Origin of the sequence: Serratia sp. SSNIH1, assembly GCF_002935055.1 — a bacterium.
In the GTDB taxonomy this organism is placed as follows: Bacteria; Pseudomonadota; Gammaproteobacteria; order Enterobacterales; family Enterobacteriaceae; genus Serratia; species Serratia nevei.
In genome coordinates this window covers 1,108,840-1,130,789 of sequence record NZ_CP026383.1, presented here as the reverse complement: position 1 = coordinate 1,130,789, position 21,950 = coordinate 1,108,840, and the positions used below count along the sequence as shown (strand labels likewise).

Sequence of the window (21,950 nt, the reverse complement as noted above, 5' to 3'; positions counted from 1 at the left end):
GATATCAAACCCGTTATGTACCATGTTGTCGCTGCAACTACCAACCCGGCAAAGATCAAGGCTATTCAACTGGCCTTCGACGACGTCTTCGGCGCGGGCCACTATCGCATTGAAGCCGTCGACGTCGCCAGCGGCGTCTCGCTGCAGCCGATAGGCAATCACGAAACGCGCACCGGCTCGCGCCAACGCGTCATGGAAGCGCGCCAGGTCAGGCCCGAGGCCGATTTTTGGGTCGGCGTAGAAGCCGGGATTGAAGAGAATATGACCTTCGCCTGGATGACCATCGAGAACCCGCACATCCGCGGCGAATCCCGCTCGGCGAGCCTGATGCTGCCGGAAGTCATCTTACAAGGTATTCGCGACGGTCGCGAATTGGGCAGCGAAATGGCGGCAATCACCGGCAACGCCGAGGTGAAGCGTCAGGGCGGCGCCATCGGCGTCTTCACCGACGGCCGGCTGAGCCGCACCAGCGTCTATCATCAGGCGCTGCTGCTGGCGCTGGTGCCGTTCCACAACGCCATCTATCAGCAATAACCCCGAGCCTGTTAGGGCGCGTCGTGCAGCAACTGCTGCTCAAGCCACTGTTTCAGCGCCGGTGAAGCCGCTTTCAGGCTGTTCGATCCGCGGGTGATGGTGGCAATCCCCGCGCCCAGTTCATTTTTCAGCTCACGCTGGCTCATCTCGCCGCGCATCAGTTCCTGAATGATCCGCACCCGAGTGCCCAGCGCGGTGCGCTCGTCCGGCGTCAGCATCAGCTGCAGCAGCGGTTGATGCAGTTCTTGCGCAAACGAATTCTGCAGCAGCGCGACGAAGCGCAGCCAATCCTCATTGCCTTGTTCTGAAAGAGCGGGGTCGTTTAACGATAATTGCGTCATGGCAGCCACCATACTATTTAACTAGTACAGCAGCATACCATAGGGCCGTCAAAATCAATAACGTCTCTGCCACTCGGCGTCGGTCAGCACCTTGGCCGGCCGGTGCGTCAGATAGCGGTAAAACGCGTCATAGGCCAGCACGTTCTTGACGTAGCCGCGGGTTTCCGAGAACGGAATGCTTTCGATGAACGCCACCGGATCGATCCGCCCTGCGCTGTTGCCCAGCCAGGTGTTCACCCGCGACGGCCCGGCGTTATAGGCGGCGGTCGACAGGATGCGGTTGCGGCCGAACTGCTGATAGACCGACTCCAGATAGCTGGTGCCGATGGTGATGTTGGTCTGCGGATCGAACAGCTGGCTCGGGCCGACGTAGCCGGGAATGTTGAACATCTGCACCGTATGCTGCGCGGTGCGCGGCATCACCTGCATCAGGCCGGAAGCGCCAACCGGCGACTGTGCCTTCGGATTCCAGGCGCTCTCCTGACGCGCTATCGCCATCGCATAGCTGGTGGTGATCCCCTTGTCATCGGTGGCGCGGCGGAACTCCTGCGGCCAGGCGACCGGGAAGCGTTCCTCCAGGTGATCCCACAGCTTGCCGACGATGGTCGCCTGCACGCTCAGATCGGCCCATTTTTGTTCAAAGGCGTAACGCGCCAGCGCCTCTTGTTCCGGCCGGCTGCGGCTGGCGACGTAGGAGCCCCACTCGCTGCGGGCCAGGTTGTCCATATTCCAGTACATCAGCTCGCGCACCCGGGCGACTTCCGGCCCGTCAGTCAGCGACGCGCGCGGCTTGGCCGCCACCGCCACCATCACCGGATAAGTGGCGTTCAGCTTCTGCGCCGCCACCATCGGATAGAAGCCGCGTTCGGTCATCAGGTTACGCAATATCTCCTCGCCTTCGGCGCGTTTCCCTTCGTCCATCAGTTGACTGGCGCGCCAGTAGCGCCACTCATCCTTGTTGCGCGACGCTTCCGGCAGGCGCGCCAGCCAGGTCGCCACGCCCTGCCGATCGCCGTTGCCCAGCGCCATGCGTACCCGGCGCTCCAGCAGCGAAGGCGAACGGCTGCGCAGGATCACCTGATCGCGCCACTGCGCCTGTTCAAAGGTGGCATCGCTGCCCATCAGGCGCCAGGCCACCGCCTCTTCCAGCCCCAGCCGCTCGTCGTCGCTCATTTTCTGCAGCCGCGCAAGCGTCGGGATCATCGCCCGCGCGTTTTCCACATCCTGCCGCGCCAGGCGCTCAAAGGCGATGCCGGTGGCGGCGCGGGTAAAGTCGGTCGGCCCCACGCTGCGGGCGAAGGCTTCCACGGTGGTCGGATCGTTTTGCAAGCGCACCAGGGCGTTGCCCATGGTCTGGTAGTCGGCCGGCAGTTGGCTGTAGAGGTTGCTGACCAGTGAACTGTTGCCCTCTTTCAGCGCCAGCTTCATGCGCGCCAGAATATCGAGCGGCGTCTGCTTGCCCGCGCCGCGCCAGACGCTGAACAGCCGATCGCAGGCGCTCGGCAGCGTTTTGCCGTTCAGCCACAGTTCGTCTGCGCCGCTCCAGGCCGCCTGCTGATCGCCGGTGGCCCACTTGGCGTAGTAATAGTTGCAGCGCGCCGCCACCGGTTTGGGCGCTTGCGGGCTGAAGGCCAACAGGGTGCGCCAGTCTTCGCGACGCGCCAGCTCATTGACGAAGCGCGGCGCCAGTGATTTCGCCGGCGGCAGCGTCGGGTTGCGTTTGATAAAGTCGTTCACCTCGGAGAACCCCGCCTGACTCAGATCCTGCGTCAGCTCGCGGTATTCCAGGTAAGGATAAAGCGGGTAATCGCGCAGCGTCGGCATCAGCTGCGCCACCACGTCCATCTGATTGCCGTCCCACGCCTGTTTGATCTGCTGGTAGCGCTGACGTTGCGCATCCAGAGAATCCGCCAGCGCCGCGCCGGAAAACGCCGTCAGGCACAGCCCCATCGCCAACAGCCGTCGCTTGTCCACCTTGACCATCCTCGCTCTTTCCTCACTGGTTATACCGCAGGAGCCGCCCAGCTCCCCGGTGACCGCCGCGCCACGGCGCCGCGGGACAAAATAAAGCCGGGCGCACGGCCCGGACGCAGATATCTACCATAGACAGCGCAATCGCTTATCCATTCAATACTGTAGAAGAAGAAGTGTATCGCCATGACGGGAGTCAGGTAAAAAACGTTTACTTTGGCTGACAAATCAGGCCGGCGGGATATTTCCAGCCACCGGATTTTTATTAGCCGCCCCGGTGCTTATTAGAGAAGTAAAATACTTTTTAATTATTAGCTATCACATTATTGCATTTTCGAAATGACGCAGCCGTTGCGCAAATCGCCTGACAGCTGGCCAAACGCGCCAACTTTGCAGAAAAGCGGTGGCAAACCCGGGTAGGCATTTTTATACTATCAAAAATAAGTAGGATAATTCCGAGAAAACAGCACATAAAGCGCCCAACGAAGACATCTTATAATACAATCCGCGCCAATTATGGGTTAGATAGTGTTCATTAGGCAGTGCGACTGACAGCTTTCAGCAAAACGATTGTCCCTTCAAGCGGGCCGGATTTTTCCTTGTCAGGCCACGGCCTGCGGGCGGTGGATCAGGCCGGAATGGCGGGTGAAAATGGCAAGTAAGACCGCGATAGCGATGCGTTGCGCAAAAAGCCCCGTGCCGGGCTTCCATGCCGCACGCCTGAATATCGGTCGCCTGTTGCTGATCGTTTTGTTGGTGCTGCTGACGTTGCCCGGGCCTGCGCGCGCCGCCGATGCTCCCTATCAAAAGCGCACGCACGCCGTGACGACCGTGGTGGTCGGCATCATCAGCTACGCCCGCTGGTCGCGTGAACCCAATCCGATCCGGTTGTGCGTGACCGCACCCACCCAGTATGCCGAAGGGTTGTTCGATCCGATCCTGCTCAGCGCCCCGCGTCCGATTAAAGCCGAGCGCGTGCCGTTCGACAGCCCAACGCTGAGTACCGGCTGCGATGTTATCTACTTAGGGAACATCACCGCCGCGCAGAGACAAAATTTCATGCAGCGCATTTCCGGCAACTCCATTCTCAGCATCAGCGAGAACGATAGCGAATGTTCCGCCGGCAGCGCATTTTGCCTGCAGATCGATGGGGATCAGGCCAGCTTCAAGGTCAACCTGGACGCCCTGGCGCGCAGCGGCGTGCGCGTCCATCCCAACGTGCTGCAGCTGGCACGCAAACAGGCGCCGCCGCTATGAGGCTGTTGCGTAAAAACCGCTCCGGCAATGCGCGCCCGACGCTGGGCCGAGTGCTGCAGCGGGTACATCTTGGGCTGGCGCTGATCGCCGTCGGCACCGCCGGCATCTTTTTGACGCTGGTGGCGCTGTTTGCACTGCGCGCCTATGCCAACCACAACCTGCACCTGATCGCGCGCTCCATCAGTTATACCGTCGAGGCCGCCGTGGTGTTTGAAGACCGCACCGCCGCACGCGAGGCGCTGATGCTGATCGCCTCCAACGAAGAAGTATCGGACGCGCGGATCCTCGACAACAACGGCAAGATGCTGGCCAACTGGCGCCATCCCACCGATGGGCCGCTGCACGGCCTGGAGCAGATCGTCGCGCACTGGGCGCTGCCCGAACCGGTCATCCTGCCCATCACCCACGAGGGTAAGCAGGTCGGCCAGGTCTGGCTGAGCGGCAACGGCGGCAGCCTGCTGCGTTTCCTGTTGCGCGGCATGGTCGGCATGATCGCCTGCCTGGTGCTCAGTACCTTGTGCGCCCTGGTGTTGTCGCGCCGCATGCTGGTCGGCATCGTCAGTTCGCTGGACGACATCGCCAACGTGGCGCACGCGGTGCGCCGCGATCGCACCTTCGGCCTGCGGGTGCCGTCGGCGCCGATCGCCGAGCTGCATGAGCTCAGCAACGATTTCAACGGCTTGCTCGACGAACTGGAGGCCTGGCAGGCCCACCTGAAGCAGGAGAACGACTCGCTGGCCCACCGGGCGACGCACGACAGCCTGACCGGCTTGCCGAATCGCGCCTTCTTCGAAGGGCGGCTGAGCCGCGCCCTGGGCGATATTGAGCCGCCGGCAAAATTGGCGGTGCTGTTTATCGACGGCGATCGCTTCAAGGAAGTGAACGACAGTTACGGTCACGCCGCAGGCGATGCGGTGCTGACCACCATTGCCGGACGCATTCGCGCGCAACTGCGCGAGACCGATCTGGTCGCGCGTCTGGGCGGGGATGAATTCGCCGTGCTGCTGGCGCCGGTACACGGCACGGAAGATGTCCTGCAGATCGCTGACAACATCATCGACTGCATGACGCAACCGGTCATTTTGCCGAACGACGAGGCGGTCATTACCTCTCTGAGTATCGGTATTGCGCTGTACCCTGATCACGCCTCGACGCCTCAGGGGCTTTTGCACGAAGCTGACGATGCGATGTATCAGGCAAAGCATCGTTATAACGGAGGCTGGCGGCTGGCTATACATAAATAAGAGCCCCGGCTATAACACTTGAACTAGGGATTTTGACTATGATACAGCAACTGTTTAAAGGTCGTTTTTCACTGCTGACGATGGTGTTCGTCGCCCTGCTGGCGCTCGCCGGCTGCCAGAGCAAGCCGCAGGGCCTGACGCCCGAGCAGATCGCGCTGCTGCAATCGCAGGGCTTCAAGCTGACTGACAACGGCTGGGAGTTCGGCCTGTCGGATAAGGTGCTGTTCGGCAACAACATCGGCAAGCTGAACCCGGAAAGCACCGAAACGGTGCAGAAGATGGGCCGTGCGCTGCTGAGCGTCGGCATCACCAAGTTCCGCCTAGACGGCCATACCGACAACTACGGCGAAGACAGCTATAACGACCAGCTCTCCCTGCGCCGCGCCGATGCGGTGGCCGATCTGCTGGCCAGCGTCGGCATTCCACGCGCCAATATCGAAACCCGCGGCATGGGCAAGCGCGATCCCGTTGCCGACAACCGCACCTCCAGCGGCCGCGCGGAAAACCGCCGCGTCGCGATCGTCGTCACGCCATAAGCCACCAATATGCGCCTTTATCGGCGCATAAACGGTTATACTTAGCGATCGCTGAGCGATGTCTGGGATCCGAGATCGAAACGGGCTACACTCATGCCGCCAGACATCCTATAAATACTGATATAGAGAGGCTTAGAGCAACGTGGCTCAATACGTCTATACCATGCACCGCGTCGGCAAGGTCGTACCGCCGAAGCGTCATATTTTGAAAAACATCTCCCTGAGCTTCTTCCCTGGGGCCAAAATCGGCGTACTGGGCCTGAACGGCGCCGGTAAGTCCACCCTGCTGCGCATCATGGCCGGCATCGATACCGACATCGAAGGGGAAGCGCGCCCGCAGCCGGGCATCAAGATCGGTTACCTGCCGCAGGAGCCGCAGCTTAACCTCGAACACACCGTGCGTGAGTCGGTGGAAGAAGCGCTGGCGGAAGTGGTCGGCGCGCTGAAACGCCTGGACGAAGTGTACGCGCTGTACGCGGAAGAAGGCGCAGACTTCGACAAGCTGGCCGCCGAACAGGGCCGCCTGGAAGAGATCATTCAGGCGCACGACGGTCACAACCTCAACGCCCAACTGGAACGCGCCGCCGACGCGCTGCGCCTGCCGGACTGGGACGCCAAAATCGCCCACCTGTCCGGGGGTGAGCGCCGCCGCGTAGCGCTGTGCCGCCTGCTGCTCGAAAAGCCGGACATGCTGCTGCTGGACGAACCGACCAACCACCTGGACGCCGAGTCCGTGGCCTGGCTGGAACGCTTCCTGCACGACTTCGAAGGCACCGTGGTGGCGATCACCCACGACCGTTACTTCCTGGATAACGTGGCCGGCTGGATCCTCGAACTGGACCGCGGCGAGGGCATTCCATGGGAAGGCAACTACTCTTCTTGGCTGGAGCAGAAAGACGCGCGTCTGGCGCAGGAAGCGTCCGCCGAAGCCGCTCGTCGCAAGTCGATCGAGAAAGAGCTGGAGTGGGTGCGTCAGGGTGCCAAAGGCCGTCAGTCCAAAGGCAAGGCCCGTTTGGCCCGCTTCGAAGAGCTGAACAACACCGAATACCAGAAACGCAACGAAACCAACGAACTGTTCATTCCACCTGGCGCACGCCTGGGCGATAAAGTGGTCGAAGTCAGCAACCTGCGCAAGTCCTACGGCGACCGCCTGCTGATCGACGACCTGTCGTTCTCGGTGCCGAAAGGGGCAATCGTCGGCATCATCGGCCCGAACGGCGCGGGTAAATCCACGCTGTTCCGCATGATGTCCGGTCAGGAACAGCCCGACTCCGGCAGCATCGTGCTGGGCGATACCGTCAAGCTGGCGTCCGTCGATCAGTTCCGCGACAGCATGGACGGCTCGAAAACCGTGTGGGAAGAAGTCTCCGGCGGGCAGGACATCATGCGCATCGGCAACACCGAGATGCCGAGCCGCGCCTATGTCGGCCGCTTCAACTTCAAGGGCGTCGATCAGGGCAAACGCGTGGGCGAGCTGTCCGGCGGTGAGCGTGGCCGTCTGCACCTGGCCAAGCTGCTGCAGGTTGGCGGCAACGTGCTGCTGCTCGATGAACCGACCAACGACCTGGATATCGAAACCCTGCGCGCGCTGGAAAACGCCCTGCTGGAATTCCCTGGCTGCGCCATGGTGATCTCGCACGACCGTTGGTTCCTCGACCGTATCGCCACCCACATCCTGGACTACCAGGACGAGGGCAAGGTGGAATTCTTCGAAGGCAACTTCACCGAGTACGAAGAGTACAAGAAGCGTACGCTGGGCGCCGACGCGCTCGAGCCGCACCGCATCAAGTACAAGAAGATCGCCAAGTAATACCCCAGGCGCCGCATGCGGCGCCTTTTTTTATTCCCGCGCCAGCTCGCGCGCGTAGTCGTCAAACGCCGGGTGCTGCAGCACCACATCGATAAAGCAGGCCAACGCCGGGGAATTCAGCTTGCGGCTCGGGTAGACCAGATACAGCTCATTGCCCTCCGCGCGCCACGCCGGCAAGACTTCCACCAACAGCTTCTGCGCCACCACCTCGCGGCTGAGAAACGACGGCAACAGCGTGATCCCCGCACCGGCGATAGCGCATTCACGCGCATACAGCAGGTTGTCGGTGGTGTGCGCCAGCGGCAGCTGCCAACGGTAGTAGTCGTCGCCGCAGCGCAGGTTCCAGGCCGTCCAGGCGCGGTGGGCGATGCAGCGATGCTGTTGCAGCTGCTGCGGGTGTTCGATCGGCGGATGCTGCGCCAGATAGGACGGCGCCGCCAACAGATAGCGCGGCGCATACCCGAGACGGCGACCGATCAGCGAAGAATCCTGCGGCTTGCCGGTGCGCAACGCGGCGTCGAAGCCTTCCTGTACCAGATCCACCATGGCATCGGACACCGACACCTCCAGCGAAACGTCCGGGTACTGGCGCTGAAAATCCGCCGCCAGCCGCGCCACCAGGGTCGCCCCCAGCCCGGCGGGCGTCGAGATGCGCAGGCGGCCGCTCGGGTTATCGCGCAGCCGCTGCAGCGCCAGATCGGCGCGTTCGGCGGCGGACATCATCGCCTGACAATGTTCCAGATAACGCTCACCGGCGAAGGTCAGGTTCAGCTGGCGCGTGGTGCGGTTGAGCAAGCGCAGCCCCAGCGTCTGTTCGAGCTGGCTGATGCGCTGGCTGACGCTGGATTTCGGCAATCCCACGCGCTGTGCGGCGGCGGTGAAGCTGCCGCACTCCGCCACCAGCGCGAACAGCGCCATGTCCTGCAGCTGTTTGAATTCCATTGTTCACCTCAAACGAACACTCAGTTAGATATTGTCCATCTTATCACCCCACTGCCGCGGGTCTACACTGGGGGCATCATTTGAAAGGAGTACAATCATGTCGATAAAAGCCATTGCCGTAGACCCGCAGAACCCCGCCGGTTTCATCGAGATTTCACCGGAGATGCCGGTTCCCGGCCAGTACGATCTGCTGGTGGAGGTGAAAGCCGTATCGGTCAACCCGGTGGACACCAAAGTGCACGCCGGTCTGCAGAAAAGCGGCCTGCAGCAGCCGCGCATTCTCGGCTGGGACGCCAGCGGCATCGTGGTGGGCGTAGGCAGCGGCGTCAGCGGCTTCAAGCCCGGCGATGAAGTATGGTACGCCGGCGACATCACCCGCCCCGGCAGCAACAGCAGCCACCAGCTGATCGACTCACGCATCGCCGCGCACAAGCCGCGCAGCCTGAACTGGGCCGAGTCCGCCGCCCTGCCGCTCACCGCCCTCACCGCCTGGGAGGCGCTGTTCGAACATCTAAACATTCAGGATGCGCCGGAGCACAAGACGCTGTTGATCATCGGCGGCGCCGGCGGAGTCGGCTCGCTGGCCATTCCGCTGGCCGCATTGCGCAGCAAGGTGAAAGTGATCGCCACCGCCTCAAGGCCGGAATCCGCCGCCTGGTGCCGTGAACGCGGCGCCGATCTGGTGGTGGACTATCGCGATCTGAAAGGCAACCTGGCGCAGCACGGCATCGAGCAGGTGGATTACATCCTGTGCCTGAACGATACCGACGGCCACTGGCCGGCGATGGCCGAGCTGGTCGCGCCGCTGGGCCATATCTGCACCATCGTCGAGAATGCGCAGCCGTTGGATCAAAACGCGCTGAAGCTGAAAAGCGCCGCGCTGCATTGGGAATTCATGTTCACCCGCAGCATGTTTACCACCCCGGACATCGCGCAACAGGGGCGCATCCTGCAGCAGATGGCGCAGTTGCTGGACGAGGGCAAGCTGAGCACCACGCTGAGCGAAACCCTGCACGGGTTGACGGTAGACACGCTGACCGCCGCGCATCGACAGCTGCTCGGCGGCCATATGCAAGGCAAGCTGGTTATCGCTTACTAAGCCTGAATCGCGGCGGCGCCCTGCGCCGCCGTTACTGCGGGCGGACGAAGCCGACGCACAGCGTCTGCTCGTCGGCATGCGGATCGGCGCGGAACGTCAGCGTCTGCTGCCAATCGAGGCGCATCTTCGGCCAGTGGGCCAACTCACCGCCGAAGTCGCTGTGCGCGCAGTCTTCACCCAACCGGCCAAACAGGGCGACGCCGTGCTGCGCAATCTGCGGATAGCTGATGTTGACGTTGTAGATATTCGGGCGCGTATGATTGGACCAGCGCGTAATGGTCTGCGGCCGGGAACCGGCGTACACCGTCATCCACTGCGACAGGTATTCGCCGCCGACGTAGCGTAGATCGACGCCATACCGCTCCTGCCACTGCCGCTCCACCCCGGCGCTGAACGCCTTGATACCCACCATTTTCTGGCCGGCGTTGCGCACGTTGCCCAGCATCACCGCGGCATACCCCAGATAGACCACCAGCGCTGCACACATCAGCCCGAGGGTCGCCGCGCGCAGTGAACGCACCGGCGGCTGACGGACGCAGCCGACCAGCAGCGCGGGCGCCAGCATGAAGAACGGCTGCAGCCACTCGGTCAACCGGCCGCCGACGTTGAAGGAGAACCAGAAAGTGATAATGCCGAGCGGCAACAGATAGATCCACAGCAGCACCCGCATCGGCAACGCCGATGGCCAGGCCAGCACCGCCCCGCTGCGCCGCAGGATCGCCCACAGCACCAGCGACGGATAGAACACCAGCAGCAGCGACTGCAGCATGTCGAGGTTGAGCTGCATCTTGATCTGCGAATCCACCCATTTGAAGGCGGCAAAGTCGTGGCTCCACAGCCAGAACACGTTCGGCAACACCAACGCCAGCCAGATCGCCACTGCCAGATAGAACTGCGGCTGCCGATAGCAGCGACGGACCTGCGGTACGAACAGCGTCGACAGCGCCACAAAATAGATGAAGGCGAAGGTCGAGTATTTCGCCATCATCGCCAGACCGGCCACCAACGCGAAGGCCGGCCACCAGTTGGCCGAACGCGAGATCGCCAGGTGGAAGAACAGCGCCATCCACGGCCACAGCATCACCAACAGGTAGTTGTCGTTGTAGGGAATAATGTCGAAATTGATGATGCCGGACAGGTTGAGCGTCAGCAGCGCCATCCAGGCCAGCGAGGTGCTGCCGCTCAGGCGCCGCGCCAACAGCCAGACGCCCAACATGCCGATGGCGATGGCGATGAAGTGCCCGCCATACCAGTAAACGTTCAGCGGCAGCCACGACAGCCAGATCGCCGGATGCATCGCCGCACCGACCAGCCACGGATTTTTCGGTGAACCCCACTCGCCATTGAGGCCCCAGTTGAGCGCCTCGACGGCGTCGTAAGGCAGGGTAGGATCGAGATAAACAGTCAGCAGCGTCCAGGCTGCGGCATAGCAGACCAACCAGAGAGCGAGTAAGCGATAAGACATGTCTTCTTCTAAGCGTTATTGTAAAGAAAATCTTAACTTAGTCGCTGTCGAATGAACCATGTTTAAACAAGCCGTTAAATGTGCGCCTGAGTGGCGTTTCTGCCGCCTCGATCGCACATTACGCTAATTTTACTCAGCCTGCCGCGTGACGATGGGCGGGCGTGCTCAACCGGCCGGCGTCCGCCGCCAGCAGCTGTTGCACCAGCTCGACGCAGCGCAGGAAACGCTCTTCATAATCGCTGGACTCAACGTGCACGTACTCGATGTTGTTAGCGCGCAGCATCTCCTCCAGCAGGCGCTGGAACGCCAGGCGATCGGCAGTGCTGCCGAGGCTGCGCAGACCGTCCGCTACCCACGGCGTGTTGTTTTCCAGCAGGATCACCAGATCGAAACGGTATTCGTCGATCAGCGCCTGCACGAAGGGGTGCTCACGCCCTTCGTACTTTTTGCAAAACGCCTGCGTAGTCACGAAATCGGTATCGATAAACGCCACCTTGTTGGCGTACTTGACCGCGAAATCCACGTATTGCGCCTGCCCGAGGGCAATTTTGTCGTAGTCGGAATACTGCAGCGCCATCTCGTCGCCGCCCAGGTGCGAAAACACGTAATCGCGGCCATATTCCCAGGCGCTGGTGGTGTTAAAGATGTTGGCCAACTTGTTGACCAACGTCGACTTGCCGCTCGATTCGCCGCCGAGGATCGCTACGGTGCGCACGAAGAACGGCTTCACCTCGGTCGGGATGTAGTCCCAATAGCGGAACGGATCCTGGCGGATCTGATTGCCGCTGATGTTCATGAACGAACGCTCGGGGTCGACCAAAATGGTTTCGATGCCCAGATGCTCGCGGTAGCGCGGCGCATCCTGCGCTTCGCTGGAATAGATGAAGCTCGGCACGATGCCCTTCTGTTCCATAAAGGCCTTCATGCCGTCGCTCCACACGTTCCAGCCGTGCGGATAGGGTTCGATGCCCTGCTCGTCGAACGAGTGGATATGGATGTTTTTCTGGTACTTGAAGGTTTGCAGCAGCCAGCGCAGGCGATCGCTGACCGTCGGCTGTTGCGACATCGAACTGTTCTCGAACAGCTCGCGATCGCGCGGCTCGTCATGGCACAAGATAACGTGCAGCTCGTCCACCTGGCTGCAGGCGCGCTGGATCAGGTAGATGTGGCCGGTGTGCAGCGGGTAAAATTTACCAAACACCACGCCGACTTTAACCTCTTTACGCGGGAACTCCAGCCCGAGAAAACGGTGCAACGCCTCGAGCTTTTGCGCGCTCGGGCTTTTGATCTTGTCGTTCAACAGCTGGCTGAGATAGCCTTTGGTCATGCCGCTGGCATCCGCCACCTGCTGCAAAGTACAGCCCTTTTGCTTAATGGACGTCTTCAGGTAATCAAATTGCGGCATGGCCACCTCCGTTTAGTATGCTAAACAAAATAGCATATCTTTCTCGCCGTCGGCGACATTAATAAAACTCTTCCAGCACGTCCAGCGCGTCCGCCAGCTTCTTGACCCCGAACACCTGCATGTTGGCCGGCGGCTTCTTCGGCATGTTGCCGTGCGGCACGATGGCGCGCTTGAAGCCGTGCTTGGCCGCTTCGGAGATGCGCTCCTGGCCGCTCGGCACCGGGCGAATCTCCCCCGCCAACCCCACTTCGCCGAACACCACCAGATCGTTCGGCAGCGGCCGATCGCGCAGGCTCGAAACCAGCGACATCAGCAGCGCCAGATCGGCGCTGGTCTCGCTGACTTTCACCCCGCCGACCACGTTGACGAACACGTCCTGATCCGACATCTGCAGCCCGCCGTGCCGGTGCAGCACCGCCAGCAGGATCGCCAACCGGTTCTGCTCCAGGCCCACCGCCACGCGGCGCGGGTTGGACATCATCGAGTGATCCACCAGCGCCTGGATCTCCACCAGCAGCGGCCGGGTGCCTTCCCACACCACCATCACCGAGCTGCCGGAGGTGACTTCATCGCCGCGGCTGAGGAAGATCGCCGAAGGGTTGCTGACTTCGCGCAGCCCCTGTTCGGTCATGGCAAACACGCCCAGCTCGTTGACCGCGCCGAAGCGGTTCTTGTGGCTGCGCAGAGTGCGGAAGCGGGAATCGGCGTCGCCATCCAGCAGCACCGAACAGTCGATACAGTGTTCCAGCACTTTCGGCCCGGCCAGCGAGCCGTCTTTGGTGACGTGGCCGACCATGACGATCGCCACGCCGCGCGTCTTGGCGAAGCGCGTCAGATAGGCGGCGGTTTCCCGCACCTGCGCCACGCTGCCCGGCGAAGACTGAATGTCCGCCATGTGCATCACCTGGATCGAGTCGATCACCATCAGCTTCGGCTGTTCCTGCTCGGCGATCAGGCAGATCTGCTCGATGCTGGTTTCCGACAGCATGTTCAGGCCGCCGGTCGGCAGCCCCAGACGGTGAGCGCGCATCGCCACCTGCTGCAGCGACTCCTCGCCGGTGACGTACAGGGTTTTCATCTGTTCGGACAGTTTGCACAGCACCTGCAGCAACAGGGTGCTCTTGCCGGCGCCGGGATTACCGCCGATCAGAATGGCGCTGCCGGGCACCACGCCGCCGCCCAGCACGCGGTCGAACTCGAGAAAGCCAGTGGTAAAGCGCGGCAGCGCCTCAAGGCTGATTTCCGACAGCTTCTGTACCTTGCTGACGCCGGCGTCGCCGGCATAACCGCTGAGGCGATCGTTGCGCGCCGCTGCGGGCGACGCGGCCAAACGCACTTCCGTGATGGTGTTCCAGGCATGACAGGCGCTGCACTGCCCCTGCCAACGCGGATAGTCCGCCCCGCACTCATTGCACACAAATGCCCGTTTTGCCGCTTTTGCCACGTCTTACCTCAATCTTTCGTTATCGCACTTCGTGTTTCAGGCTGCCGGTGAGAATACACAGCACGCCCATCAGATCCGCATGCCGGATCGCCACCTGCGCTTTTTCATACACTTTCGGTTTGGCGTGGTAGGCGATACCCAACCCCGCCGCCTGCATCATTTTCAAATCGTTGGCGCCGTCGCCGATGGCCACGGTCTGCGCCAGCGGGATCTCAAGCTTCTCCGCCAGCCGCAGCAGCGTGTCGGCTTTGAACTGTGCGTCCACCACCGGCCCCAGCACTTCGCCGGTCAGCTTGCCGTCGCGGATCTCCAGCTCATTGGCCGCTGCCGCCACCAGCCGCAGCCGGTTGCGCAGGTATTCGGCATAGTAGGTGAAGCCGCCGGAGGCGATCGCCACATGCCAGCCCATCGCCTGCAGCTTGCCCACCAGGCTGGTCAGCCCCGGCATCAGCGGCAGCTCGTCGCGCACCTGCTTGAGGATGTTGGCGTCGGCCCCTTTCAGCGTGCCGACGCGCTGGCGCAGGCTGGCGGTAAAGTCCAGCTCGCCGCGCATCGCGCGCTCGGTGACTTCCGCCACCTGCTCGCCGACGCCCGCCAGCTTGGCGATCTCGTCGATGCACTCGATCTCGATCGCCGTCGAATCCATGTCCATCACCAGCAGCCCCGGCGTGCGCAGGTGTGGGATCTTGCCGAGCGGCGCCACGTCCAGCCCGCTCTCCGCCGCCAGCAGCTTGGCGCGCGGCGTTAACGTGCCCGCCAACCGCACCACCTGATAGTCGTCCACGCCCCAGGCGGTGACGATCACCATCGCCGCGCCGAGCTTGCGTTGGAATTGCGTAATGCGCGCCTTGTCCAGCTTCCTGCCGTATAACAGCCACCCGGTATTGCCTGCCCGGTAGTCCAGCGGCATCACTTCGTCGCCGCTGAGCGAAAGGGGAAGACCCGGCCATTGAGAGATCTCCGCCGGAAGATCGCAATAGGTCAGACTGTTTGACATCATTGACTCCTGAATGGACAAAAACGCTGCATGATAAAACGACGCATCAAGCTATCCTATCGCCAGCGGTTCTGGCAACATAAAGTGTCCCCGATGCCCAAGGAACCTGCATGGCTCGCGCTAAACTGAAATTTCGCCTGCACCGCACCGCTATTATCCTGATTTGCCTAGCTTTGCTGGTGCTGCTGATGCAGGGCGCCTCTTATTTTAGCCTGAGTCACCAAATGGCGCGATCCGAGCAGGTTGAAGAACTGGCGCAGACGCTGACCAAACAGGTCGCCTACAGCCTGGCGCCGCTGCTGGACGACGACGGCAACACCCCGCGCATCGACGCCATCCTCAAGCAGCTCACCGATCACAGCCGCATTCTCGACGTCAGCGTGTATCAGCTGGACGGCACGCTGGTCTCCCACGCCGGGGAACAGATAAGTATACGCGATCGCCTGTCGCTCGACGGCAAACGCGCCGGCAGCTACTTCAACCACCAGTTGGTCGAATCCATTCAGGGCAAAGACGGCCCGATCGGCTTTATCCGCATCACCCTCGACACCCACGTGCTGGCGACCGAATCCAAGCAGGTGGACAACACCACCAATCTGCTGCGCCTGATGATCCTGCTGGCGCTGGCGATCGGCATCATTCTGGCGCGCACCCTGCTGCAACACCGCCGCAGCCGCTGGCAGCAGTCGCCGTACCTGTTGACCGCCAACACGCCGTTGGCAGAAGGCAATACGGTGGAAGACGACGAAGAGGATGCGCCGGAGACAAAACAGGAAGCGCCGAAGAAGGGGTAACTCAGGCCAGGCGCTGAATGCGCTCGTGCAGCTTCTGCAGTTGCACCAACATTTGCTCGGCAATCGTCCGGAACGCCTCGCTGATGTCGTCATGTTGCGCCGTTCGCCGCCAGAACTCGAGAGCCAATAGCTCCGCTTGCCGCCAGACGGCGCCGCTCACCTCGTTGCTCAAACGGATCTCCACCGCGTCGCGGCGCAGATTACCGCTGCTTGCCGGCGCAAAAGCCATCGGCAACATATCATACAAAGGCGCCAACATGACCGGCCGCTGGGTTATTCGCAAGAACGACAGGTTGCCTTGGTGCATATCGCTGTTGGCGATCAACCGGCCAAAGGCCCAATACAGGGCAATCCGTTGGTAGACTGAGTGATTGATCACCCCTTGCTGCAATAGCCGCTCGGCGGCCACGACCCAGTTGGCGTGGCCGCTAAACTCGGCATCCAGCGCCTCCAGCGACACCATCGCTACCCGCCCTTCTTCACCGATGCGATCAAAGCGCTCTACCTCTAAAAAGCATTGCCGGTCGGCGCCGAACAGGATTTGCGCCGATGCGGCAGGCAATCCCGCAGCGGCGACCGTCTGCAACGCCAGCGACTCGGCGATCAGCAAATCGCTCCAGCGCTGTGCAATGACATGCGTCGGCGCCAGGCTGAACTTCACCAACACATGCGCGCGGCGCCCAGGCGCCAGCTCAGCATAGGCGGCAAATTTGGGTTGCTCGCCACCGGCGGAAGAGCCCACCAGCTCCCCGGCCAGCGCCTGGACAGACAATGCGGCGTAACGCTCGGTTTTATCTTCCACCGTGATGGCGACGGCAGTACCCCGCATTAACCAGCGCTGATAGCTGTCAGCACCAGGCAGCAGATCGCCGGTCATGTCTTCGCCATAACGGCAGAGCGCCAACAAGCGTTGGCCTTCATCCCATCGCCGCACATCCTCCGGCAAATTCAACTCGCGCGCCGCTGCTTTTCCCCAGGCTCGCCCGAGAAAGCCAATCGGCCGTAGGTCGTTTAAATACCATGGCATGCCGTCATAGAGCTGCCACTCTCCGCTGCGCTCATCGCACACCGCACAGTTATCGGCAGGATACAGCGGGCAAAGTGTGGCAAACAGGTGCGCCTTGCCCCGCTCATCAATCCGATACAGCGGAAACTGCCTCTCACCGCCGATCCCGCGCCGCAATACATAGCGCGTCGCCTTACCTTTACCGAGGATCAATACTGCGCCTGCCAGTTCGCGGATACGGCGCGATAGCGTCGGCTGGCTGATGCCTAACGCTTCTGTCAGTTGACGAGCCGTAGCCGGCCCATGGCGCAAAACTTGTTCAACGGTGATCATCAGATGAATAGATTGGTGAATAGATTGATAGAGGAAGTAATAGCGTTAAACGGCAGAAAGGTAAAGCGTTAGCCAAAACTGGCCAAGCGGAATGAATAGATTGACGGGCGGGCGCCATGATGACGCCCGCCGGGGTATTTATTACGCTTTGTCGCCCAGCAGCACGGATTCCAGCGCGATAACGATCATTTCGTTAAAGGTGGTCTGGCGTTCCGCCGCCGTGGTCGCTTCGTGACGCAGGATGTGGTCGGACACGGTGCAGATGGTCAGCGCCTTGCAGCCGAACTCTTCGTACAGCTCCGCCGCTACGCCGTAGATGCCGGCCGCTTCCATTTCCACGCCCAGGATGCCGTACTTCTTCATCACCTGGAACATGTCCGGATCCGGCGTGTAGAACAGATCGGCGGAGAAGATGTTGCCCACGCGCGCCGGGATGCCCTGCGCCGCCGCCGCGTCGACCGCGTTGCGCACCATGTCGAAGTCGGCGATCGCCGCGTAGTCGTTGTCCTTGAAGCGCAGACGGTTCACCTTGGAGTCGGTGCACGCGCCCATGCCGATCACCACGTCACGCAGTTTGATATCGTCACGCACCGCGCCGCAGGAGCCCACGCGAATGATCTTCTTCACGCCGAATTCGGCGATCAGCTCGCGCGCATAGATGGAGCAGGACGGGATGCCCATGCCGTGGCCCATTACGGAGATGCGGCGGCCTTTGTAGGTGCCGGTGAAGCCCAACATGCCGCGCACGTTGTTCACTTCCACCGCGCCTTCCAGGAAGGTTTCGGCGATGTATTTTGCACGCAGCGGATCGCCCGGCATCAGTACTACGTCAGCGAAATCACCCATCTCAGCATTAATGTGCGGCGTAGCCATAATTTTCTTCCTTTAGAAATCTTATTTAATAAAAACGTCAAACATCTAAGCCTTGAATTTCGAGTTGCAGCTAGGCAGCTAGCGGGTGAATCCCCAGGAGCTTACTTGAGTAAGTGACTGGGGTTCACGCATGAAGCTAACAACGCTGCGGCTTGAAAGACAGGGCTTAGAACATGCTCTTACCGTAATCCATCGGCGACAGGCCAAAGTAATTGGCGACGGTCTGGCCGATGTCGGCAAAGGTCTCGCGGTGGCCCAGCGAGCCCGGCTTCACTTTCGGGCCGTAAACCAGCACCGGGATGTGCTCGCGGGTGTGGTCAGTGCCCGGCCAGGTCGGGTCGCAGCCGTGGTCGGCGGTGAAGATGATGATGTCTTCGTCTTTCACCAGCTTCAGCAGCTCCGGCAGGCGGCGGTCGAACAGCTCCAGCGCGGCGGCGTAGCCCGCCACGTCGCGGCGGTGGCCATAGGAGGAGTCGAAGTCCACGAAGTTGGTGAACACGATGGTGTTGTCGCCGGCCTTTTCCATTTCGATCAGGGTCGCGTCGAACAGCGCGTCGATGCCGGTCGCCTTCACCTTCTTGGTGATGCCGACGTTGGCGTAGATGTCGGCGATTTTACCGATCGACACCACTTCACCGCCCTTCTCGTCCACCAGCTTTTTCAGCACGGTCGGTGCCGGCGGCTCTACCGCCAGATCGTGGCGGTTACCGGTGCGCTGGAAGTGGCCCGGCTTATCGCCGATGAACGGACGCGCGATCACGCGGCCGATGTTGTACCCGCCTTCGGTCAACTCTTCACGCGCGATTTCGCACAGCTCATACAGGCGATCCAGGCCGAAGGTTTCTTCATGGCAGGCGATCTGGAACACTGAGTCGGCGGAGGTGTAGAAAATCGGCTTGCCGGTTTTCATGTGCTCTTCGCCCAGCTGATCGAGGATCACGGTGCCGGACGAGTGGCAGTTGCCCAGGTAACCCGGCAGCTTGGCGCGCTCGACCAGCTTGTCCAGCAGTGCCTGCGGGAAGCTGTTGTGCTCGTCCGTGAAGTAGCCCCAGTCGAACAGCACCGGCACGCCGGCGATTTCCCAGTGGCCCGACGGCGTGTCTTTACCGGAAGAGAGCTCGCTGGCGTAAGCGTAAGCGCCGATGATGTCGGCGTTGCGGTCCAGCCCCTGCGGGAAGTTGCCGGTGGACTCTTCCGCCGCTTTACCGAGGCCCAGACGGCTCAGGTTAGGCAGCGTCAGCGGCCCCTGGCGGCCCACGTTGGCCTCACCGCGCGCGCAAACCTCGGCGATGTGGCCCAGGGTGTCGGAACCCTGGTCGCCAAAACGTTCGGCGTCTTCGCTGGCGCCGATGCCGAAGGAGTCCAATACCATAATAAATGTGCGTTTCATCTGTGCTCTCCTGCGTGTTCTCACGCTATTGCGACCGCAAAACTGCAATCGCCCTTATTCTCTAAATTTATACCCAATGGATTTCAAGTTGTAGCTAGGCGGCTAGCGCGTGTATCCCCAGGAGCTTACTCAAGTAAGTGACTGGGGTGCACGCGTGCAGCCAACAACGCTACGGCTTGAAAGACGAGGGTCATCACGCTTGAGTGATGCGCTTATACACCACCGGCGTCGCCTCCGGCGCCTTGTCGCTCAGCGTCATTGCGCTGCGCACCGCATCGGCCGCCTGCTGCCAGCTCTCTTCATCGTTGGCGTGGATCATCGCCAACGGCTGCTGGGCATCCACTTTATCGCCCAGGCGCGCCACCTCGGTCAGGCCAACGCTGTAGTCGATGGCGTCGCTCGCCCGGCGACGGCCGCCGCCCAGCGAAACCACCGTCATGCCCAGCGCGCGGGTATCCATGGCGCTGATGATGCCCGGCTTTTCAGCATACACCGGCTTGCTCAGCGTTGCCGCCGGCAGATAGCTATCGTAGCGTTCGACGAAGTCTATCGGCCCCTGCTGCGCCGCCACCATGCGGCCAAACACCTCCGCCGCCTTGCCGTTGTCCAGCACCGCCTGCAGTTTGGCGCGCGCGTCGGCCTCGTCTTGCGCCAGGCCGCCGGACAGCAGCATTTCCACGCACAGCGCCAGCGTCACTTCCAGCAGGCGCGGGTTACGGTATTCGCCGGTCAGGAAGCGCACCGCTTCGCGCACTTCCACCGCGTTGCCGGCGCTGGAGGCCAGCACCTGGTTCATGTCGGTCAGCAGCGCGGTGGTCTTGCAGCCCGCGCCATTGGCCACGCCGACGATCGCCTGCGCCAAGTCTTGCGACAGCGCATAGGTCGGCATAAAGGCGCCGGAGCCGACCTTCACGTCCATCACCAGCGCATCCAGCCCTTCCGCCAGCTTCTTGGCCAGAATGGAGGCGGTGATCAGCGGGATCGAATCCACGGTAGCGGTAATGTCGCGGGTGGCGTAGAAACGTTTGTCCGCCGGTGCCAGCGAGCTTGTCTGGCCGATGATCGCCACGCCGACATCCTGAATGATTTTGCGGAAGGCGTTATCGTCCGGGAAAATATTGAAGCCCGGAATAGCTTCCAGCTTGTCCAGCGTGCCGCCGGTATGCCCCAGGCCGCGGCCGGAGATCATCGGCACATAGCCGCCGCAGGCCGCCACCATCGGGCCAAGCATCAGCGAGGTCACGTCACCCACGCCGCCGGTCGAATGCTTGTCGACGATCGGGCCGTTCAGCGCCAGACTCTTCCAATCCAGCACGGTGCCGGAATCGCGCATCGCCATGGTGAGCGCCACGCGCTCCGGCATGCTCATGTCATGGAAATAAATGGTCATCGCCAGCGCGGCGATCTGCCCTTCCGACACCACGTTGTCGCGAATGCCGTTGATGAAAAAGCGGATTTCCGCTTCGCTTAACGGTTGGCCGTCGCGTTTTTTACGAATAATTTCTTGAGCCAGGAACAAGGTATCCCCCTGTGTCGCCGAGAGTCGGTGCAGACGGGCGCGCCTGGCGCCCGCCAACGAAATCGATCAGTAGCCGCCGCCGGCGGTCTGGGTCTGGTGGCCCAGTGCGGTCAGCAAGCTGGCCAGCAGGCTGGAAGCGCCAAAGCGGAAATGCCGCGCGTCGGCCCAGCCTTCGCCCAGAATACGATCGGCAAGTTGCAGATAATGCAGCGCATCCTCTGCGGTGCGCACGCCGCCGGCCGGCTTGAAGCCCACCGTCTTCGCCACGCCCAGATCGCGGATCACCGACATCATCAGCTCGGCGCTTTCCAGCGTGGCGTTGACCGGCACCTTGCCGGTGGAGGTCTTGATAAAGTCCGCCCCCGGCCTTGATGGCGATCTCGGACGCCTTGCGGATCAGGTCGGCCTGCTTCAGCTCACCGGTTTCGATGATCACTTTCAGCAGCACGTTGGCCGCCTGACAAGCCTGCTTGCACTGTTTCACCAGCTCGAAGCCGACCTGTTCGTTGCCGGCGATCAGCGCGCGGTAAGGGAACACCACGTCCACTTCATCCGCGCCATAGGCGATGGCCGCGCGGGTTTCCGCCAGCGCGATGTCGATATCGTCGTTGCCATGCGGGAAGTTGGTCACGGTGGCGATACGGATATCCGGCGTGCCTTGCTCACGCAGCGCCTTGCGCGCTACCGGGATAAAACGCGGGTAAATGCAGATGGCCGCCGTGTGGCCGGCCGGGCTGTTGGCCTGACGACAGAGGGCGATCACTTTCTCGTCGGTGTCATCATCATTCAGCGTGGTTAAATCCATCAGGTTCAGCGCACGTTGCGCTGCTGCGGTTAATTCGGTCATAAAACTCTCCAACTGAGTACCTGGGTGTTGGCGAGCGGACTTGGTTCCATGAAGATAGCGCAGGGGAACGGCGTTCCCGCGGCGGCAACTGAGATCCTTCTCACCGCACATGGCCACCCGCCTTGCGGCCGGCCAGTAATAGC

The 21,950-nt window shown here is 61.7% G+C and carries 18 protein-coding genes and 1 pseudogene; 7 read left to right on the top strand and 12 right to left on the bottom strand.

Annotated features, from left to right (window positions below):
- Window positions 1-15: 15 nt before the first annotated feature.
- A complete protein-coding gene (gene yjjX / locus C3F38_RS05405) occupies window positions 16-534 on the top strand; it encodes an inosine/xanthosine triphosphatase (RefSeq protein ID WP_038878532.1) in 519 nt (172 codons plus the stop codon).
- 11 nt (window positions 535-545) lie between these two features.
- Here the strand turns inward: yjjX and trpR are convergent, their stop codons facing one another.
- Both trpR and sltY read right to left on the bottom strand, forming a co-directional pair.
- On the bottom strand, window positions 546-875 hold the full coding sequence (gene trpR, locus C3F38_RS05400; RefSeq protein ID WP_016929152.1) for a trp operon repressor: 330 nt from the start codon (window positions 873-875) through the stop codon (window positions 546-548).
- Between the two features lie 54 nt (window positions 876-929).
- Window positions 930-2,858 (bottom strand): murein transglycosylase, encoded by a 1,929-nt coding sequence (gene sltY / locus C3F38_RS05395; RefSeq protein WP_047729027.1) that lies wholly within the window; start codon window positions 2,856-2,858, stop codon window positions 930-932.
- Between the two features lie 639 nt (window positions 2,859-3,497).
- Here sltY and C3F38_RS05390 point away from each other — a divergent pair.
- The 4 genes from C3F38_RS05390 to ettA all read left to right on the top strand — a co-directional run bounded on the left by C3F38_RS05390 (window position 3,498) and on the right by ettA (window position 7,693).
- A complete protein-coding gene (locus C3F38_RS05390) occupies window positions 3,498-4,103 on the top strand; it encodes a YfiR family protein (protein WP_047730795.1) in 606 nt (201 codons plus the stop codon).
- A complete protein-coding gene (locus tag C3F38_RS05385) occupies window positions 4,100-5,347 on the top strand; it encodes a diguanylate cyclase domain-containing protein (RefSeq protein ID WP_038878524.1) in 1,248 nt (415 codons plus the stop codon). Before C3F38_RS05390 ends, C3F38_RS05385 begins: the two co-directional genes overlap by 4 nt.
- Window positions 5,348-5,385: 38 nt before the next feature.
- A complete protein-coding gene (locus C3F38_RS05380; protein ID WP_033649136.1) occupies window positions 5,386-5,883 on the top strand; it encodes an OmpA family protein in 498 nt (165 codons plus the stop codon).
- A 142-nt stretch (window positions 5,884-6,025) separates the two neighbouring features.
- Window positions 6,026-7,693, top strand: a complete 1,668-nt coding sequence (ettA, locus tag C3F38_RS05375; RefSeq protein WP_025159620.1) for an energy-dependent translational throttle protein EttA — start codon at window positions 6,026-6,028, stop codon at window positions 7,691-7,693.
- A 30-nt stretch (window positions 7,694-7,723) separates the two neighbouring features.
- On the opposite strand, the gene C3F38_RS05370 is transcribed toward ettA, so the two are convergent.
- Window positions 7,724-8,635, bottom strand: a complete 912-nt coding sequence (locus tag C3F38_RS05370; RefSeq protein ID WP_055317169.1) for a LysR family transcriptional regulator — start codon at window positions 8,633-8,635, stop codon at window positions 7,724-7,726.
- Between the two features lie 97 nt (window positions 8,636-8,732).
- Here C3F38_RS05370 and C3F38_RS05365 point away from each other — a divergent pair, with 97 nt between their 5' ends.
- Complete coding sequence (locus tag C3F38_RS05365) at window positions 8,733-9,734, top strand: zinc-binding alcohol dehydrogenase family protein (RefSeq protein WP_038878518.1); 1,002 nt, start codon at window positions 8,733-8,735, stop codon at window positions 9,732-9,734.
- Between the two features lie 31 nt (window positions 9,735-9,765).
- On the opposite strand, the gene C3F38_RS05360 is transcribed toward C3F38_RS05365, so the two are convergent.
- The 4 genes from C3F38_RS05360 to serB all read right to left on the bottom strand — a co-directional run bounded on the left by C3F38_RS05360 (window position 9,766) and on the right by serB (window position 15,045).
- Window positions 9,766-11,199 carry a glycosyltransferase family 39 protein gene (locus C3F38_RS05360; RefSeq protein WP_055317170.1) on the bottom strand — a complete coding sequence of 478 codons (1,434 nt, stop codon included), beginning with the start codon at window positions 11,197-11,199 and terminating at the stop codon, window positions 9,766-9,768.
- Window positions 11,200-11,332: 133 nt separating this feature from the next.
- Complete coding sequence (gene nadR / locus C3F38_RS05355; RefSeq protein WP_038878512.1) at window positions 11,333-12,604, bottom strand: multifunctional transcriptional regulator/nicotinamide-nucleotide adenylyltransferase/ribosylnicotinamide kinase NadR; 1,272 nt, start codon at window positions 12,602-12,604, stop codon at window positions 11,333-11,335.
- A 58-nt stretch (window positions 12,605-12,662) separates the two neighbouring features.
- Entirely contained in the window at window positions 12,663-14,048 is a 1,386-nt protein-coding gene (radA, locus tag C3F38_RS05350; protein ID WP_025159617.1) for a DNA repair protein RadA, read from the bottom strand.
- Between the two features lie 19 nt (window positions 14,049-14,067).
- Window positions 14,068-15,045, bottom strand: a complete 978-nt coding sequence (gene serB, locus C3F38_RS05345; protein WP_016929162.1) for a phosphoserine phosphatase — start codon at window positions 15,043-15,045, stop codon at window positions 14,068-14,070.
- Between the two features lie 110 nt (window positions 15,046-15,155).
- On the opposite strand from serB, the gene C3F38_RS05340 reads away from it, so the two are divergent.
- Complete coding sequence (locus tag C3F38_RS05340) at window positions 15,156-15,839, top strand: YtjB family periplasmic protein (RefSeq protein ID WP_038878506.1); 684 nt, start codon at window positions 15,156-15,158, stop codon at window positions 15,837-15,839.
- A 1-nt stretch (window position 15,840) separates the two neighbouring features.
- Here C3F38_RS05340 and yjjJ read toward each other — a convergent pair whose 3' ends face one another.
- The 5 genes and pseudogenes from yjjJ to deoC form a co-directional block, all read right to left on the bottom strand.
- Window positions 15,841-17,178: a type II toxin-antitoxin system HipA family toxin YjjJ gene (gene yjjJ / locus C3F38_RS05335; protein ID WP_055317171.1), complete on the bottom strand. Its 1,338-nt coding sequence runs from the start codon at window positions 17,176-17,178 to the stop codon at window positions 15,841-15,843.
- A gap of 141 nt (window positions 17,179-17,319) precedes the next feature.
- Window positions 17,320-18,051, bottom strand: coding sequence for a purine-nucleoside phosphorylase (gene deoD / locus C3F38_RS05330; RefSeq protein WP_004933059.1), 732 nt, complete (start codon window positions 18,049-18,051; stop codon window positions 17,320-17,322).
- A gap of 166 nt (window positions 18,052-18,217) precedes the next feature.
- Window positions 18,218-19,441 (bottom strand): phosphopentomutase, encoded by a 1,224-nt coding sequence (gene deoB / locus C3F38_RS05325; protein WP_038878500.1) that lies wholly within the window; start codon window positions 19,439-19,441, stop codon window positions 18,218-18,220.
- Between the two features lie 193 nt (window positions 19,442-19,634).
- Entirely contained in the window at window positions 19,635-20,960 is a 1,326-nt protein-coding gene (deoA, locus tag C3F38_RS05320; protein ID WP_055317172.1) for a thymidine phosphorylase, read from the bottom strand.
- A 66-nt stretch (window positions 20,961-21,026) separates the two neighbouring features.
- Window positions 21,027-21,807: pseudogene (deoC, locus tag C3F38_RS05315) on the bottom strand (deoxyribose-phosphate aldolase).
- Window positions 21,808-21,950 lie beyond the last annotated feature (143 nt).